At 58.1% G+C, this 17484-nt stretch carries 13 protein-coding genes and 1 tRNA gene; 12 read left to right on the top strand and 2 right to left on the bottom strand.

The annotated features are described in order from the left end of the window. Positions 1-21: 21 nt before the first annotated feature. Positions 22-1611 carry a response regulator gene (locus tag HLUCCO03_RS13250; RefSeq protein WP_027831398.1) on the top strand — a complete coding sequence of 530 codons (1590 nt, stop codon included), beginning with the start codon at positions 22-24 and terminating at the stop codon, positions 1609-1611. Between the two features lie 4 nt (positions 1612-1615). On the opposite strand, the gene HLUCCO03_RS13245 is transcribed toward HLUCCO03_RS13250, so the two are convergent. Continuing rightward, a complete protein-coding gene (locus HLUCCO03_RS13245; protein ID WP_027831399.1) occupies positions 1616-2491 on the bottom strand; it encodes a MaoC/PaaZ C-terminal domain-containing protein in 876 nt (291 codons plus the stop codon). A gap of 163 nt (positions 2492-2654) precedes the next feature. On the opposite strand from HLUCCO03_RS13245, the gene HLUCCO03_RS13240 reads away from it, so the two are divergent. Together HLUCCO03_RS13240 and HLUCCO03_RS13235 are read left to right on the top strand one after the other, a co-directional pair. After that, the gene (locus tag HLUCCO03_RS13240; protein ID WP_027831400.1) at positions 2655-3686 is read left to right on the top strand and encodes an AraC family transcriptional regulator; all 1032 of its coding nucleotides are present in this window, start codon (positions 2655-2657) and stop codon (positions 3684-3686) included. A 125-nt stretch (positions 3687-3811) separates the two neighbouring features. After that, positions 3812-3888: transfer RNA gene (locus HLUCCO03_RS13235), tRNA-Asp, on the top strand. Between the two features lie 202 nt (positions 3889-4090). On the opposite strand, the gene HLUCCO03_RS13230 is transcribed toward HLUCCO03_RS13235, so the two are convergent. Further along, entirely contained in the window at positions 4091-5149 is a 1059-nt protein-coding gene (locus HLUCCO03_RS13230; protein ID WP_027831401.1) for an AraC family transcriptional regulator, read from the bottom strand. Between the two features lie 132 nt (positions 5150-5281). On the opposite strand from HLUCCO03_RS13230, the gene HLUCCO03_RS13225 reads away from it, so the two are divergent. From HLUCCO03_RS13225 to HLUCCO03_RS13185, 9 genes are all read left to right on the top strand, one after another. Next, a complete protein-coding gene (locus HLUCCO03_RS13225) occupies positions 5282-7348 on the top strand; it encodes an NADPH-dependent 2,4-dienoyl-CoA reductase (RefSeq protein ID WP_027831402.1) in 2067 nt (688 codons plus the stop codon). 221 nt (positions 7349-7569) lie between these two features. Continuing rightward, on the top strand, positions 7570-8820 hold the full coding sequence (locus tag HLUCCO03_RS13220; RefSeq protein WP_027831403.1) for a DNA repair protein: 1251 nt from the start codon (positions 7570-7572) through the stop codon (positions 8818-8820). Positions 8821-8951: 131 nt separating this feature from the next. Continuing rightward, positions 8952-9836 carry an NAD(+) kinase gene (locus HLUCCO03_RS13215; protein WP_027831404.1) on the top strand — a complete coding sequence of 295 codons (885 nt, stop codon included), beginning with the start codon at positions 8952-8954 and terminating at the stop codon, positions 9834-9836. Positions 9837-9840: 4 nt separating this feature from the next. Next, the gene (locus HLUCCO03_RS13210) at positions 9841-10854 is read left to right on the top strand and encodes a metallophosphoesterase (RefSeq protein WP_027831405.1); all 1014 of its coding nucleotides are present in this window, start codon (positions 9841-9843) and stop codon (positions 10852-10854) included. Positions 10855-10857: 3 nt separating this feature from the next. Further along, on the top strand, positions 10858-11733 hold the full coding sequence (locus tag HLUCCO03_RS13205) for a rhomboid family intramembrane serine protease (protein WP_027831406.1): 876 nt from the start codon (positions 10858-10860) through the stop codon (positions 11731-11733). A gap of 162 nt (positions 11734-11895) precedes the next feature. Beyond that, the gene (locus tag HLUCCO03_RS13200) at positions 11896-12195 is read left to right on the top strand and encodes a DUF1315 family protein (RefSeq protein WP_027831407.1); all 300 of its coding nucleotides are present in this window, start codon (positions 11896-11898) and stop codon (positions 12193-12195) included. Further along, complete coding sequence (locus HLUCCO03_RS13195) at positions 12192-13034, top strand: DUF2797 domain-containing protein (RefSeq protein WP_027831408.1); 843 nt, start codon at positions 12192-12194, stop codon at positions 13032-13034. Before HLUCCO03_RS13200 ends, HLUCCO03_RS13195 begins: the two co-directional genes overlap by 4 nt. A gap of 30 nt (positions 13035-13064) precedes the next feature. Further along, a complete protein-coding gene (gene pepN / locus HLUCCO03_RS13190) occupies positions 13065-15713 on the top strand; it encodes an aminopeptidase N (protein ID WP_027831409.1) in 2649 nt (882 codons plus the stop codon). 174 nt (positions 15714-15887) lie between these two features. Then, complete coding sequence (locus HLUCCO03_RS13185; protein WP_027831410.1) at positions 15888-17276, top strand: DUF1329 domain-containing protein; 1389 nt, start codon at positions 15888-15890, stop codon at positions 17274-17276. The last annotated feature ends 208 nt before the right edge of the window (positions 17277-17484 follow it).

Here is a 17484-nt window from a genome sequence, read left to right as displayed (position 1 = left end):
ATCGTAACCGGCCGTATTCATATGACAGATGCTGTCCTGGAGACAACAGACGTAACGGTTCTGCTTGTAGACGACAACCCGCAGAACCTGAAAGTTCTCTATGAAACCCTGAAAGACAAGGGTTATCGCCTGTTAATCGCCAATGACGGTGAAAAAGCGCTGGACCTCGCCCATCGCCATCAGCCTGAAGTTATCCTGCTGGATATCATGATGCCGGAAATGGACGGCTACCAGGTGTGCGAGCGCCTGAAGGCAGATCCGGTGACTTCAGACTGTGCCGTCGTATTCCTCTCCGCCCTGGATGATCTCCAGGCCAAGGTCCGTGGTTTTTCCCTCGGTGGCGCCGACTATATCTCCAAGCCGTTCCAGGCGCAGGAAGTGATTGCCAGGGTAAAAACCCATGCCCGGGTCATCCGTCTGGAGCGGGAGCTGCAGGCCCGCAATCGTCAGCTGGAAAGTGACCAGGCGCGCATTCTGAACTCCATCAGTGAGGGCATCTATGGTCTGGATGCCAACGGCGTTATCGTATTTGCCAATCCTGCCGCTGCCCGGATCATGCGCAGCTCTGCCGAGGAACTGATTGGCCGGAATTTCTTTGAGCTGCATTTCCGCACGGCCGGCCAGGGGTGTGAGTCGCTTCCGGTTTATGCCACCTGTAGCCAGGGTGTGCCGGAGAACCAGCGTGACATCGAAATGCTGCGGGCGGATGGTACCGCATTTCCGGTGGAGTACCGTTCCACGCCCAAGCTGGATGGCGAGGAACTGCACGGCGCAGTGGTTGTTTTTCGCGACATCACCGCCGAGCTTGAAAGTGAGAAGGCCCTTGAGGATGCCCGCAATGTGGTTCAGGAGCAGCGGGAGCAGATTGCCCACTTCTCACGCCTGACCACCATGGGGGAAATGGCTGCGGGGGTGGCTCACGAAGTGAATCAGCCACTGACTGCCATCACCAACTACGCCCGCGTGGCCAAGCGCGTGCTGGCCAAGGAAGAGCCGGATCAGCAGCTGCTTGAAGAAACGCTGGATAAAATTGAAGCCCAGTCACACCGTGCCAGTGAAGTGATCAGGCGGATTCGTCGGTTCATGAAAAAACCGGCGGCAGGCAAGGATGTGTTGTCTATTTCCGCGCTACTTGAGGATACCCGCCAGTTTGCCGAAGTGGATATCCGCAACAACGAAGGTGGCGTTGAAATTTTCGTGGCTGATGACGTGCCGGAAGTGCTGGCGGACCCCATCCAGGTGCAGCAGGTGGCGCTTAATCTGATCCGCAATGCCCTTGAGTCGACCCGCAGTGCCAATTCCTCAGCGCCGGTCGAGGTAACAGTCACCATGGACGGTAGCCGTTGCGTGCGTGTTGCAGTGACCGATCATGGCATTGGGTTGCCGGACGATGCTGAAGACAAGCTGTTCCTGCCGTTCTACACCACCAAGGAAGAAGGCATGGGGATTGGCCTGCCCACCTGTCGCTCCCTGATCCAGGCCCAGGGTGGTGATATCGGGTTCGAGCGCCCGGAACAGGGCGGCGCCTGCTTCTATTTCACCTTGCCCGTAGCAGGAGCCGAAGGCTCGCCCTGTGCGCCGGATGCCGATTCCGGAGAGCCCGGGGCGTAAATCCTCAGTCTCTCCACTGGATCTCGCCGCTCAGATGAGGGGCGTCCCCCGAGGCATTCAGTAACTGGTAATCCCAGCCCGACTTGCCAGTCTGCCAGTTAAGCTGTGCCGTTCCCGGCAGGAAAAGCGGTTTCTTGAACTGGCAGGAAATGGACACCGCATCCGGTCGCCAGCCGCTCTGCTGCTCCAGCAGGGCCAGCACCCGGGCCTTACTCCACATTCCATGGGCAATGGCGCGGGGAAAACCGAATGCCTTGGCCGTCAGCGCGTGCAGGTGTATCGGGTTCCTGTCTCCTGAAACTCCGGCGTATTGCCGGCCAATGGATTCCGGCGCGCTTATCTCCGCCGTTTCCGGATAACGGGGCAGCTCCGGTGGTTTCCCGCCGGATTTTTTGCTGTTCTTGTCCGGCTGCCGGAACAGGTTGGTGCTTGTTTCCTCCCAAACCAGCCGGCCACCCGCCCAGGCTTCGGTGACCAGATCGAATTCCAGCCCTCTGGAAGTATTGCCCTGACCCTCCAGCTTCACGAGAATATCCAGGGTTTCGCCGGTACCGATCGGACGATGCTGGGTGATGTGGTTGCGAAGGTGTACCAGGCCCAGTAGCGGCAGAGGGAAAGCCTTTTCCGTCAGCAGCTTCAGGTGAAGCGGAAATGCCAGGATATGTGGCCAGGTAATGGGCACAGTGGTCTGTGTACCGAATCCGCACACTTTGTGATAGCGTTTCAGGTTATCGTTGGCCGTACTGACGCCGATCAGTCTCGCGGAAAGCGCGGGAATGTGAATGTCATTGCCGGGTGACTTCTCTTTCGGAAGCAATGCCTTGCTGTAAAGCGACCAAAGGCCTGGCGGGTGATTACGATAGATTACAGTATCTGTCATATTGTTACTCTCCTGGTACACCTGTGCGTCTCTGGCCTGATATGCTCTAATACTAATGTCTCAGAGTCTGGCAAACCCCGTCAGTATGAGCATTGACCTGGCTTGCCGGCAAGGTTGTCCGACGGGCCAAGCCGATCAATAAACAACTACAAAGCGGGACACTATGCAGGAACTTCGTGATGCGGGTGTGATGTTGCGCCTGATTTATCAGGCCATGAAACGCAAGGGAATCGATACCGACGCCATCTTTGCCCGTCTGGGTGTGGATGAGGGCTATGTCTACACCGAGCAGTTGAGAACACCCCACAGCGCCCAGCTCTATTTCTGGCAGGTGGTGGAAGATGTCTCCGGCGATCCGGATGCGGGCCTTCATCTGGGCCAGTATTTGCCCGCCTACAAGGGGCAGGTGCTTGAATATCTGTTCCTGAGCAGTCCCACGTTTGGTGAGGGTCTGCGGCGAGCGCAGAACTACCAGAGGCTGCTGAGCGATGCCGCCAATACCGACTTCTTCATCGAGGGCGACGAAGCCTGCATGGTGCTGGATGCCGCCTCTGAGGAGGTCAGCCGCCTGCGGCATTTCAACGAATGCTTTGTTCAGGGCCTGATTACCTTCTTCAAATCCATCACCGATGACCGTTTCTACCCTTCCCGGATTGAGTTCGAGCATGAGCGCGACCATGGCGAAGCCCATGCGAGTGAGGTGCTGGGCTGTGACGTGGTCTTCGGTGCCCGGGAAAACCGGCTGTATTTCCCGGCTTCCCTGCTGTCCCATGCCTCACCCCATGCGGAACCCGAGTTGCTGGATCTTCACGAACGATTTGCCAGTGAACAGGTGGCGCGCCTTGAGAAGAAAGACATTGTCGGCCAGGTGGAACGGATCGTGGCCGAGCTGTTGGACAGCGGTGAGGTGACACTTGACGCTGTGGCCGAACGCCTGGGAATCAAGCCGCGAACACTGCGTACGCGCCTCACCGAGGCGGAAACCAGTTTTAACCAGGTACTGGCGGATTTCCGCTATCGCCTGGCCCGGCAGCTGCTGGCGACCACCGATGAGTCCATTGATGAAATTGTCTACCTGACCGGCTTTTCGGAGCCCAGCACCTTTTATCGTGCGTTCAAGCGCTGGTCGGGTATGACCCCCATTGAATACCGCAAAACCGCGCAGGGAAAGGATGCCATGGTTGATGCCATGTGAGGGCAGCCTGATTACCTGATTTTTTTCATGAAAAACGTTGACATGCAGGGCGGCCTCTTTATAATGCGCCCTCGTTGTCACCGAGCAATCACACCCTTGATTGCGTCCGAGGTGGCGGCTCACGCGGAGCGGTAGTTCAGCTGGTTAGAATACCGGCCTGTCACGCCGGGGGTCGCGGGTTCGAGTCCCGTCCGCTCCGCCATTTTCCTTCCTTTCGTGAATTCGTCTTTTTTATCTTCCGGTCACACAGTTGTCACAATCCCGTGCCATCGTTTCTCTCAAATAAACACGAGAGATGAATGATGTCCGACTACGAAGAAGAGCTGATGGACTGTCAGTTCGAAGATTATGATGACGACGATGCCCCGGATGACGCCACTGAGCTCTGACTCCGGCTCCAATCGCTAACGGATTCCTTTCGCCGCCTGTTCTGCCAGGTACCGTTTCCGGTGTTCCCCCGGGCTGGTGGAAAACCATCGACGCCACGCCTTGTGAAACGCTGCCGGATTGGAAAAACCCAGTAACCAGGCAATTTCCGACAGCGATGTGCGGGTCTCCCGGATATACTCCACCGCCAGTTCCCTGCGGGTTTCGTCCACCAGTTCCCTGAACCCGGTCTGTTCTTCCGCCAGTTGCCGTTGCAATGTCCAGGGCGCCATGCCGAGCCTTTCTGCCATGGCAGCCAGAGTTGGTGTATCTCCCTGCAGCATCGGCGGGAGGAGATCCTTTACCCGGTCTCCGGTGCTCCAGCCGGCCCGTATCCGCATCAGTTCCCGCTGGCATTGCTGCCTGAGCTGTTCATACATGGCCGGCTGGGTATGTAAGGAGCTGGTTTCGGCAATGCCTGCTGCCAGCCTCAGGCTGTTGCCTCCGCTGCCAAAACTCACCGGGCAGCCGAACCACTGTTCGAACACCTCGTCCTGCCCCTGGGAGGGGTACTCGATAGTAACCCGCTCGATGACCCTGCTGCGTCCGGTAATAGCCCTCAGAAACTGCGTCCAGGCGCCCAGAACCGAGTCCACCACGAAGAAGTTGAACACATTGTAGGGTTTGATCGAGTAAAAATGGGCCTCACGCCCATGATGGGTGGTCCATGGCACGCCCCGGCTATTGCGGCTGGTGAGCAGGGCGTAGTCAATCAGGGTGCTGATGGCCTCGCCGGCGTCAGGGGCGGACTGGGCGGCAAGCCCGGCTATCCCCGCATCCACCGGCCTTGAAAGCTGACCCATGGTAAGACCGAACGCCGGATTACCGGTGAGGGCAATCGCCGCCTGACCCATGCGCATGAATCTGGGGATGCTGATGCGCGCCTCCGGTGCCCTCAGAGCCTTTTCGTCAAGCCCGAAGCGACCCAGCAAAGCGGTTGGGTCGGCACCTTCAGCCCGGATGGCTCGTGCCATGACCGCAACGTACAGCACGCTGATGTCACCAAGGGAATTCCTGTGTCGGGTGTTGGCGGTCATGGCGGTCGGTATTGTCTTACAAGTTGTTCAAGGATATCAGATTGTGCTTCAGGGATATTGTCTGGTGCAAGCCCGGGGGCTACTTTATGGCCCATGAATCGGCATTGCCGTCAAAACGAGAGGAGAGAGATCATGACCGCATCCACCCCTGGCGTGACACGTTACCCCAATCTGCTTGAACCGCTGGACCTCGGGTTCACCCGTCTTCGCAACCGCACACTGATGGGCTCCATGCATACCGGGCTGGAGGAAGCAAAGAACGGGTTCGAGCGGCTTGCAGCCTTTTACGCTGAGCGCGCCCGCGGTGGTGCGGGCCTGATCGTGACCGGGGGAATTTCGCCGAATGTGGAAGGCGCCGTCTTCCAGCACGCCGCCAAAATGAGTACGCCGGAAGAGGCGGAAAAACACAGGATCATCACCCGGGCGGTGCATGAGGCTGACGGCAAGATCTGTATGCAGATTCTGCACGCCGGCCGCTACGCCTACCATCCGGAACTGGTGGCCCCGTCTGCCATCCAGGCGCCCATCAATCCCCTGAAACCGAAAGAGCTGGACGAAGCAGGCATCGAAAAACAGATCAGTGATTACGTGAACTGCGCGGCCCTGGCGCGGGAAGCGGGCTACGACGGCGTGGAGATCATGGGCTCCGAAGGCTACTTCATCAACCAGTTCATCGTGGCTCACACCAACCACCGCACCGACCAGTGGGGCGGTTCCTATGAAAACCGCATTCGCCTGCCTATCGAGATTGTTCGCCGGGTCCGGGAGCGTGTGGGCGATGATTTCATCCTGATTTACCGTCTGTCGATGCTGGACCTGATCGAGGATGGCAGCACCTGGTACGAGGTGGTGCAGTTGGCCAAGGAAATTGAAAAGGCCGGCGCCACCATCATCAATACCGGTATAGGCTGGCATGAGGCCCGGGTACCAACGATTGCCACCTCCGTGCCCCGGGGTGCCTTTACCAAGGTAACCGCCCGCCTTAAAGACGAAGTGAGTATTCCCCTGGTGACCACCAACCGCATCAATATGCCGGAGGTTGCCGAGAAAATCCTGGCCGAAGGCGATGCCGACATGGTGTCCATGGCCCGGCCATTCCTGGCGGATGCGGACCTGGTGCGCAAGGCTGCGGAAGACCGCGCCGACGAGATCAACACCTGCATCGGTTGTAACCAGGCCTGCCTGGACCACACCTTCAGCGGTAAGCTGACCTCCTGCCTGGTGAATCCCCGTGCCTGTCATGAAACCGAGCTTGCCTACATCAAGACGGCAGCGCCGAAGAATATTGCCGTCGTCGGCGCCGGCCCGGCGGGCCTGGCGTTCGCCACGGTGGCCGCGGAACGGGGCCACCAGGTCACTCTGTTTGATGCCGGCAGCGAAGTCGGGGGCCAGTTCAATGTGGCCAAGCTGATTCCGGGCAAGGAGGAGTTTTACGAAACCCTGCGGTATTTTCGTGTGATGCTGGACAAGCATGGCGTGGATGTTCGCCTGAATACCCGTGTGGATGTGGAGGATCTCAACGCCGGCGGGTTCGACCATGTGGTGCTGGCCACTGGTGTCAGCCCCCGTACACCGGACATCGAGGGTATTGATAACCCCAAGGTGATCGGCTATCTGGATGCCTTGCTGGGGCGTAAGCCCGTTGGCCGGAAGGTGGCAGTAATCGGCGCCGGCGGTATCGGATTTGATGTCGCTGAATTCATTGTTCACAAGGGTACGTCTGCGGCGCTGGATCCGGAGCATTTCATGCGCGAATGGGGTGTGGACCTGAGCGTTGAGCACCGCGGCGGAATTCAGGGCATGGAGCCGGAAGTACCCGAGCCGGCCCGTGAGGTTTACCTGCTGCAGCGCAAGGCCTCCAAGGTGGGCAAGAACCTGGGCAAGACCACCGGCTGGATTCACCGGACGTCCCTGAAAAACCGTCAGGTCCGGATGGTGCCGGGAGTCAGCTATCGCAGGATTGATGACGAGGGCCTGCACATCACCGTCACGCCGAAAGGGGCGGAACAGGGGGAAGACCGGGTGCTGCCGGTGGATACCATCGTGATCTGCGCCGGACAGGAGCCGCTGCGGGAACTGCAGGGCGGCCTGGAAGCCGAGGGCATTCAGGTTCACCTGATCGGAGGCGCGGATGTGGCTGCGGAACTGGATGCCAAGCGCGCTATAGATCAGGGCAGCCGGCTGGCAGCCCAGCTGTGACAGACAGAAGCGTGCGTCAGGCCCCATGATCACAAAACGTTGCAGTTTTCCCCTGTCCGGCGGGCATTGACCCGCTAGACTATTATCCGGAAGTCTGTCAGTTTGAAACCGGCCCGTACTGACCGTGCGCGGCCGGTTTCTGGTATCTGATGGTAAAAACGGAACGCCGGCCCGGTGTTTACCGTGTTGCTGTCAGGTTTTCGGAAAGTGGGGAGTCAGCAATGGGGTCTGCCGACCAGGCAAACGATAGTTATTCGGCCGTGTTTTTCATGGATGGCAGCAATGTGTCACGGCAGATGCGTGCTTCCGAGTTCGGTGCCTTTCTGGATGGCTATGTCGGGCTTTCCGATCTGGCGGACTCCGATGTGAAGGCGGTGTATGTGCTTCTGGGCACGGACCTTCTGGTGCGGTCTCTGGTGTTTTTCCGCATTTATTTCGATGAAGAGGGCAGGGCCGACAGCCACTGGAATCTGCCGGTGGAGAAGCTTGCCAGAAAGGGGGCCAAGGGTCCGGACATGGGAGCCGGCCCGATCCGCCTGGTGTGCCGTAGCCAGTGCCCGAAGTCGGTGAACGCCGAAGAGTTGTGGGACCCGGATATGACGCCCGGGAGCAACCACTTCCAGGCCATTCGCCGTGCTGTCGATGCCAACAGCCTGAAACTCCGGAAAGTTGACCCGGCCCCGGAAGAGAATATCCCCGTTCTCGGCGATGAATCCCGCTCCTCTGATGACATGGAGCCCTCCGCTGATCGCGTGCGCCTGGCCCGGGTTATCCGTGAGCAACGGCTTCGTATAAAAACCCTGCAAAGTGTCCACCGGGATGCACTGTCTGATATCCAGCGTGAAAACCGCCATGAAATGCAGGCACTGCGTAACGAAATGGCGGAACTTCAGCAAAAATACGAACGCCAGAAACTCAGCAACGAACAGTTGAAAAAGCGCCTTGCCGAGCGCAATGAACAATACCTGACCATGCAGGAGCAGATAACCGGCGGGGATGAGCGCAAGCAGCGTGAGGACGCAACGGCCGATGCGGAGGTGGTGTTGTTGCGGGAACAACTGGAGCGCCGGCAGCGTGAGCTGGAGCTTCGGGATGAAAAAATCGTCGCCCTGGAACAGGAAAATTACGACCTTCGCCATCAGACACCCGTCGAAAACTCGGTCATGGACCATTTGCAGGGCCAGTCGGTATTTCTGGTGGCCTATCACCCCGGCGTTGGTCACCTGACTCTGCCGTACGACGATATTGAAACCTATTTCCGCAACCCGGTCGCCTATGCAGCAGAACGTTGTGGCCTCAACGAGCCCGCTTACAGGGAGTGGCTGGAGCATTACGAGAAACCTGTCTGTCACCACCAGAACGACGACAGAACACTGTGTGAAGAGCCGGTAATGCGGGTCAGCCAGCCCGCGGACTTCCGCCCGGGAATTGATGATCGCTGCGGGAATCACCAGCCCCGGGACGAAAAATAACCCGCCAGCGTCTGCCCGTATCGGCATCTTTTTTCAGAATCAGGCCGTATTTCGTTACTATGGTCTCCCAGACGTTCCCGGGAGACCTGTCAGATCGATCCCGGCCCATACAGACATCCACAGGAAGCTTCATGGATCAATTCAGAAACATTGGCGTGATTGGCCGCATGGGCAGTGTCAAAGTGGTCGAGTCGCTGCGTCAGCTCAAACAGTACCTGGTGAACAACCACTATCACGTGATCATTGAAGAAGACACCGCCAGTATGCTGCCGGGCCACGGCCTGCAGGTGGCCAGCAAGAAGCTTCTGGGGGAAATCTGTGATCTGGTGATCGTGGTCGGCGGGGATGGAAGTCTGCTTGGCGCAGCCCGCGAGCTGGCCAAATCCAAGATTCCGCTGCTGGGGGTGAACCGCGGTCGCCTGGGCTTCCTGACCGATATATCACCGTCGGACCTGGAAGAGCGGCTGGGCAAGGTGCTCCAGGGTGAGTACATCGAAGAAACACGCTTCCTGCTGGACGGGCATGTTGAACGCAATGGCCAGCCACTCGGCTTCGGAACCGCGCTGAACGATGTGGTGCTTCATCCCGGCAAATCCACCCGGATGATCGGCTTCGATCTGTATATTGACGGACATTTCGTATACAGCCAGCGATCAGACGGGCTTATTGTGTCTACTCCTACCGGCTCGACGGCGTATTCGTTGTCGGCCGGCGGGCCGATTATGCATCCCAAGCTGGATGCCGTTGTGCTGGTGCCCATGTTCCCTCACACCCTGAGCAGCCGCCCCATCGTGGTGGATGGCAAGAGCGAGATCAAACTGGTGATTGGTGAGACCAACGAAACCTATCCACAGATCAGTTTTGACGGGCAAATGAACATTGCCTGCGCACCCGGCGATATCATCCGTATCACCAAGAAGCCTTTCAAGATTCGCCTGATTCATCCGGCGGATCACAATTTTTACGCCACATGCCGGGACAAGCTGGGCTGGGCCAGTGAGATTTCAGCGAGTTAACACCATGGCATCACAGGCAAGATCCGCTAGCCGCGGCTACGACATTATCGGCGACATTCACGGCTGCGCGCACACTCTTGAGCGCCTTCTGGTGCAGATGGGTTATCGCAAGGTCAACGGCATATACGAGCATCCGCGGCGGCAGGCTATTTTTATCGGCGACATCATTGACCGGGGGCCGCGTATCCGGGAAGCCCTGCACCTGGTGCGGGACATGGTGGAGCATGGTTCGGCGCGTATCGTGATGGGCAATCATGAATACAACGCGCTGGGTTACTGTACCCGCGCACGGCCGGGCAGTGGCAAGAAATTCCTGCGGGAACACAATGCCCGCCACGACCGGCTGATCCGTGAAACCCTGGAGCAGTTCGAGCACTACCCCCATGAGTGGAACGAGTTTCTCGAATGGTTCTACACCATCCCGCTGTTTATCGACGAGCCGGATTTCCGGGCCGTGCATGCGTGCTGGGACAGTGACCTGATCAACAAATTCAAGGAAAGCCAGGGCGGCGCCTGTATCGATGATGACTTCCTCCATGCCTCCGCCGCCATCGAGTCCTTCGCCGGCCAGGTGATGGACACCCTGCTACGTGGCACTGACCTGCGATTGCCGCCGGGCGTGAAAATCACCGGGAAAGACGGCTATGTCCGGGAGTTTTTCCGCACCAAGTTCTGGGCTGATAACCCCAGAACCTACGCGGATGTGGTGTTCCAGCCGGACCCGTTGCCGGAAGAGGTGGCCCGCCGCGAGTTGACGGATGCGGAACGCAGCCAGTTGATCAGCTACCCGGCGTCGGCCCCCCCTGTGTTTGTAGGGCATTACTGGATGGAAGGCGAGCCGGCGCCGCTGAAGCACAACGTTGCCTGCATCGATTTCAGTGCCGTCAAATACGGCAAACTGGTGGCCTACCGGCTGGATGGTGAACGAACTCTCTCCCGCGACAAGTTTGTCTGGGTGGATGTGGAGCGCCCGGAACAGCCCGAGTATCCCACCAGCGAAGACAGCGTGGCGAGGTAGCCTGTGTACCGTATCAAGCAGATAGAGACCACGGTCAATCTGGAGGGCTTCAGTCGCTGGCTCAGAGAGCAGGGCGTGGGGCACCGGATTACCGAGGAAGGCGGGTACCAGGTTCTCTGGCTGGAAAACCCCGAACACACAGAGCCGGTGCTTCAGGCCCTTGAGCGTTTTCTGAGTGAGCCGGACATCCAGAAGGCGGTGAACACAACCGCCCGGTCACCGGTGTTCGTCGGAGGCCGGTGGCAGCCGTCACCGCGACACGCACCGATAGTGCTGGGCATGATTGTGGTGGCCCTGGTGATGGCCTGGGTGACCGCCATGGGGCAGAACCAGTTATCCACACTGCTGATGTTTGTAGACCCCCGGGTGTATGATTGGGGCACCATGGCGGAGCGTATCCAGGCATTGTCTGCAACGCTTGGGAGCGGCCAGGTCTGGCGGCTCATTACCCCGGATTTTCTCCACTTCAGCTGGACCCACATCATATTCAATTCGGTGATGCTGTGGTTCCTGGGCAGCCAGATCGAATGGTTTGATGGCCGCAGCCGCCTGCTGGTGTTGTTCGTGGTGACCAGTCTGCTGTCCAACGGGTTGCAATACATTGTCTCGGGCCCGCTGTTTGGCGGGTTGTCCGGTGTGGTATACGGCATACTCGGCTATTGCTGGCTGAGCCAGCGTCGGGTGCCCAGGTTCCAGTTTCCTCCGGCACTGATTACCTTTGCCGTGGCCTGGATGGTGATTGGTTTCACGCCGTTTCCGGAAGTGCTGGGGCTGGGGCGGATGGCGAACGAAGCCCATCTGGGTGGCTTCGTGGCGGGTCTGGCACTGGCGGCCATTTTGCCGGTACCAAAAAAAGCCCCGCGAAACCGCGGGGCATGAAAAGAGCGTTTAGCTCCTGATGAGAGAGACCAAATGAACACGACCTTCGTCATTTGGTGAGTTAATGATAATCATTATCGTTTATTGCTGTCAACGGGTTTGTGCACTTTTTTTGCCGTATTTCGAATGAGCAGTGCGAACGAACAGTGACTGGAGGATGAAATGACATACGAAGAGCTGATCAAGCGGCTGGATCCGGCGGTCTATCAAAGCCTCAAGCGCGCCCTGGAGCTGGGGAAATGGCCGGATGGCCGCAAGCTGAACGACGAACAGCGCTCGATCTGCATGGAAGCGGTGATCTATTACGAAGACCATCACCAGGTTCCCATGGAGCAGCGGGTCGGTTACCTCGATCGTGGAAAAAAAGCCGGCACGGCCTGTGATCCCAGCGTGGCACGAACCACCGGAACCTCTGCCAACGGCACGGCGGACTCCGGCCAGTACTTCGAGGTGAAGTCTTGACGGCACTGGTTGATGTGACAGGCCGACTGCGCAAGATGCCGGCCGAGCCCGGTAATCCTGTCAGCTACAACATCCGGGTAGGGGACACGCTCGTCCCTCTGAACGAGATGGTGGGTTACCCGCTGCAGCTTGATTTTGACGGCGTGATTCGCTGCATTCACTGCGATCGCAAAACCGGCAAGAGCTTCAATCAGGGCTATTGTTATCCCTGCTTCCGCAAACTGGCGGCCTGCGACAGCTGTATCATGAGCCCGGAAAAGTGCCACTATCATGAAGGCACCTGCCGTGAGCCGGAGTGGGGCGAAACCCACTGCATGATTGAACATGTGGTCTATCTGGCCAACTCGTCCGGTCTCAAAGTCGGTATTACCCGTGGGTCGCAAGTCCCCACCCGCTGGATTGACCAGGGAGCGGTGGATGCCATTCCGATGGTCAGGGTCGCCACCCGCCAGCTGGCCGGCTTTGTGGAAGTGGCCTGCAAGAATCATGTTGCCGACCGTACCAACTGGCGGGCCATGCTGAAGGGCGAGGTGCCGGAGCTGGATCTGGCACAGGAGCGCCGCCGCATTCTGGCCCTGATAGCCGATGATCTGGCAGAACTGCGGGCGAGCCATGGCGAAAACGCCATCAGAGCTGTCGAGGAAGACAGTCTTGCACTGAGTTACCCGGTGCAGGTGTGGCCCCAGAAGGTAAAAACCCATAATCTGGACAAAACACCCACGGCGGAAGGTGTGCTCCAGGGGATCAAGGGCCAGTATCTCATTCTCGACACCGGGGTGATCAATATCCGCAAGTACACAGGTTATGAAGTCCGCTTCCGGGTCTTCCCGAACGCCTGAAGCGGCCCCGACAATTTCTGGAGATAGCGAATGCGTACCAGCCAGCCACAGACCATTTACCTCAAGGATTACCGCGTCCCCGTTTTTCTGGTGGACCACGTGGACCTGCGCTTCGAGCTGTTTGAGGACGGGGCACGGGTGCACAGTGTTCTGTCCATGCGCCGTAACCCGGACAGTGACAGTGCGGATAAAAGCCTCGAGCTGAACGGCGATTCTCTGACCACACTGGAATCCCTCAGCCTGGATGGCAACGATCTGGCCAGAGGCGCCTATGATGACAGCGTTGACCGACTGGTCATCCATGAGGTGCCGGACCGCTTCGAGCTGGGTGTGGTGACATGGATCGAACCACAGAACAACACCCGTCTGGAGGGCCTCTACAAATCATCCGGTATGTTCTGTACCCAGTGTGAGGCAGAGGGTTTCCGCTGCATCACCTACTTCCCGGATCGTCCGGATGTGATGGCGCGTTTCCGCACCCGCATTGAGGCAGACAAGTCGAAATACCCGATACTTCTGTCCAATGGCAATGATGTTGAAAAGGGTGGCCTGGAGGGTGGCAGGCACTTTGTAACCTGGGAGGATCCGTTCCCCAAGCCGAGCTATCTGTTCGCACTGGTGGCGGGGGATCTGGTGGAGAAACAGGACCGTTTCCATACCATGTCAGGGCGTGATATCGACCTGCGCATGTATGTGGAGCCCCGCAACGCCGAAAAATGCGATCACGCCATGGATTCCCTGAAGCGCGCCATGCGCTGGGACGAGGAAGTCTATGGCCGTGAATACGATCTGGATATCTTCATGATCGTCGCGGTGGATGATTTCAACATGGGAGCCATGGAAAACAAGGGGCTGAATATTTTCAACTCCTCCTGTGTACTGGCCAGCCAGGAAACCGCAACCGATCTGGCCTTCCAGCGTATCGAGTCCATTGTTGCCCACGAGTATTTCCACAACTGGTCCGGCAACCGGGTTACCTGCCGCGACTGGTTCCAGCTCAGCCTGAAAGAAGGCTTCACGGTCTTCCGGGATTCCCAATTCTCCGCCGATATGGGTTCACCCACGGTCAAACGTATTGAAGACGCCACCATGCTGCGCACGGCCCAGTTCGCCGAGGACTCCGGCCCCATGGCTCATCCGGTGCGCCCGGAGTCCTACATGGAGATTACCAACTTCTACACCCTGACCATCTATGAAAAAGGGTCGGAAGTGGTTGGCATGATTCATACGCTGCTCGGCCCTGATATGTTCCGCAAGGGCAGTGACCTGTACTTTGAACGCCATGACGGCCAGGCAGTAACCACGGACGATTTTGTCAAAGCCATGGAGGATGCCAGTGGCCGTGATCTGTCCCAGTTCCGTCTCTGGTATGAGCAGGCAGGCACCCCGGAGCTGACCGTAAAGGATGACTACGACCCGGCCGCCGGGATCTACCGCCTGACCATCGAGCAGTCCATCCCTGACACCCCGGGCCAGAAAGACAAGAAGCCACAGCACATTCCGTTTGCCGTTGGCCTTCTGGGCGCTGCTGGCGAACCTCTGCCGCTGAAGCTGAATGCCGGTGATACAGACGCGCCCACAGACCGGGTTCTTGAACTGACGGAAGCCAGTCATACCTTCGAATTCCACGATCTGCCCGAGCGCCCCGTGCCGTCTCTGCTGAGAAACTTCTCGGCGCCGGTCAGGGTGTTCTATCCCTGGACACGTGAGCAGTTGATGTTTCTCATGAGCCACGATCCGGACGGATTCAACCGCTGGGACGCCGGCCAGAGGCTGGCTGTTGATGTTATTAACGGGCTGGTGGGTAATGCCGGCGATGAACCGGTCGATTCCGGGTTAACGGAAGCGTACCGGGGCCTGTTAACCGATACTTCCCTCGATCAGGCGCTGGTTGCGAAAATGCTCCAGCTGCCCTCAGAGGCCTATCTGATTGAGCTGGCAGACAAGCCCAATGTGCCTGCCATTCACCAGGCCCGGGAGCGGGTGCTTGGGCACCTGGCCGCCTCGCTGCGGGACGAATTGCTGGCCTGTTACCGCCGCAACTCCGTTGAAGGAGCTTATGAGGTAACCCCGGACGCGGTCGCCCGCAGGAGCCTGAGAAATACAGCCCTGGCCTGGCTGCTTCATACCGATGATGAGGAAGGGCGGGCGCTGGCGGTAAGTCAGTTTGCCAGTGCAGATAACATGACCGACCGCATGGGCGCGCTGCGTGCGCTGGTGAACTCCGGGTACGAACAGGAGCGCGAACAGGCCCTGAAGGACTTCTATGATACCTGGAAAGACGACCCGCAGGTGGTGGAGCAGTGGTTTGCGGTTCAGGCCGGCAGCACCCGAACCGGCGGCCTGCAGAAAATTCAGGAGCTGATGGCTCACCCGGCATTTGACTGGAAGAACCCCAACAAGATCCGCTCGGTGATCGGTGTGTTTGCGGGACAGAACCTGCCTGCCTTCCACGCCGAGGATGGATCGGGCTATGAGTTTCTGGAGCAGCAGGTGCGCCGTCTGGACGACAGCAACCCGCAAATCGCAGCGCGGTTGGTGTCGCCGCTGACCCGCTGGCGTAAATTTGCTCCTGTGCACGGGGAGCGGATGAAGGCAGCACTTGAGTCCATCAGGGACAAGTCCGGCTTGTCCCGCGACGTTTTTGAGGTGGTCCACAAAAGCCTTGCCGGCCAATAACAGGAGGATGTAAGGATTGTATCCGCCCGGGCCTGTCACAGGCGGATACAAAATCGCACTTTCGGTCGATAGACAATGTTAGCCAATCGGCTAATCTGTCAGGAGCCGATATTCCATGACAACACAATAAGAAAAGCCTTACTCAGGGCTTTCAGACAGGTTTAAGGTTAAACAATGAAGTACAAAAACAACGTAATTCTGAGCAGTCTGTTTGCGTTTTCCGTCTTTGCCTTGCCAGTGGGCGCCGCGGTTTCTTCCAGTGAAGCCGATCGCCTCGGGCAGGACCTGACTCCGTTTGGTTCCGTGAAAGACGGCAATGATGCTGGAACGATTCCCGCGTGGACCGGTGGGCTGACGGAAGCACCTGACGGCTACGAGGGCAGCGGTCAGCATCATATCGATCCGTTCCCGGATGACGAAGTGCTGTTTACCATTACCGCGTCAAACATGGACCAGTATGATGAGTACCTGACAGATGGTCTCAGAGCCATGCTGGACACCTATCCGACCACCTTCCGCATTCCTGTCTATCAGAGCAGGCGTACCCATGCGGTGCCGGACTGGGTTGCTGAAAATACCAGAGAGAACGCTGTTAATGCAGAAATCGTCGGCCAGGGCGAGGGGATTGACGGTGCGTTTGCCGGTTATCCGTTCCCCATTTTGCATGGTAACAATGAAGAAAAAGCCTGGCAGGTTATCTGGAATCACCTGACCCGCTGGCGCGGAGTCAATATTACCCGTCGTTCCAGCGAAGTTGCCGTGCAGACCAATGGTGATTACTCCCTGGTTACTTCCCAGCAGGAAGCATTCTTCAACTACTACAATCCGGAAGGCAGTGAAGAAGAGCTGGATAACGTCATATTCTACTATCTGTCGTTCACCCAGTCTCCGGCCCGTCTTGCCGGTGGTGCCATCCTGATTCACGAAACCCTGAACCAGATTATCAATCCGCGTAACGGATGGGGCTATAATGCTGGCCAGCGTCGTGTCCGGCGAGCTCCCAACCTGGGTTATGATTCCCCGATTGCGGCAGCGGACAACCTGAGAACCGCCGATGACACGGATATCTTCAACGGGGCGCTGGATCGCTTCAACTGGAACTATGAGGGAATGCGTGAAATCTATATTCCCTACAACAACTACCGTCTTGGCGAGGAAGGCACGGAGTACTCCGATATCCTCGGAATTTCACACCTGAACCCGGACCTGACCCGCTGGGAGCTGCATCGGGTACACGTGGTGGAAGCTACCCTGAAAGATGGTGAACGCCACATCTATGGCAAGCGCCGTTTTTATGTGGATGCAGACAGCTGGAATACGGTTCTGCTGGATCAGTATGACGGCCGTGGCGAACTCTGGCGCGTGACCATGGGTATGGCGAAGAACTATTATGAACTTCCCGGCGTCTGGACTGTTCTGGACGTGTATCATGACCTGCAAGCGCGCCGCTACCATGTGCTGGGCCTTGATACCGAGGAAAACTCCACCCGTAAGTTCACTGACGACGTGCCCAACCGGCGTTATTTCTCGCCGGCATCCCTGCGCCGCAGGAGTGTACGTTAACGCCCGCGTCTGTTGAATGGAAAAGACTTTCGCCAGCAATGGATGGCGACGAATGTACCGGTGGCCGCAAGGCCACCGGTACATTCATAGTATCGGCCGGTAATACCGGTGACATCAGAGTGACACAGTTCAATACAACATATAGGCAATCTGAATGGCTACAAGGTTGATGTGCAAGACTCTGGGAGCGGCCTGTCTTGGAGTGTCC

The sequence above is a fragment of the Marinobacter sp. HL-58 genome (genome assembly GCF_001314605.1).
Classification (GTDB): Bacteria; Pseudomonadota; Gammaproteobacteria; order Pseudomonadales; family Oleiphilaceae; genus Marinobacter.
This window is presented reverse-complemented; position numbering and strand designations above follow the sequence as displayed.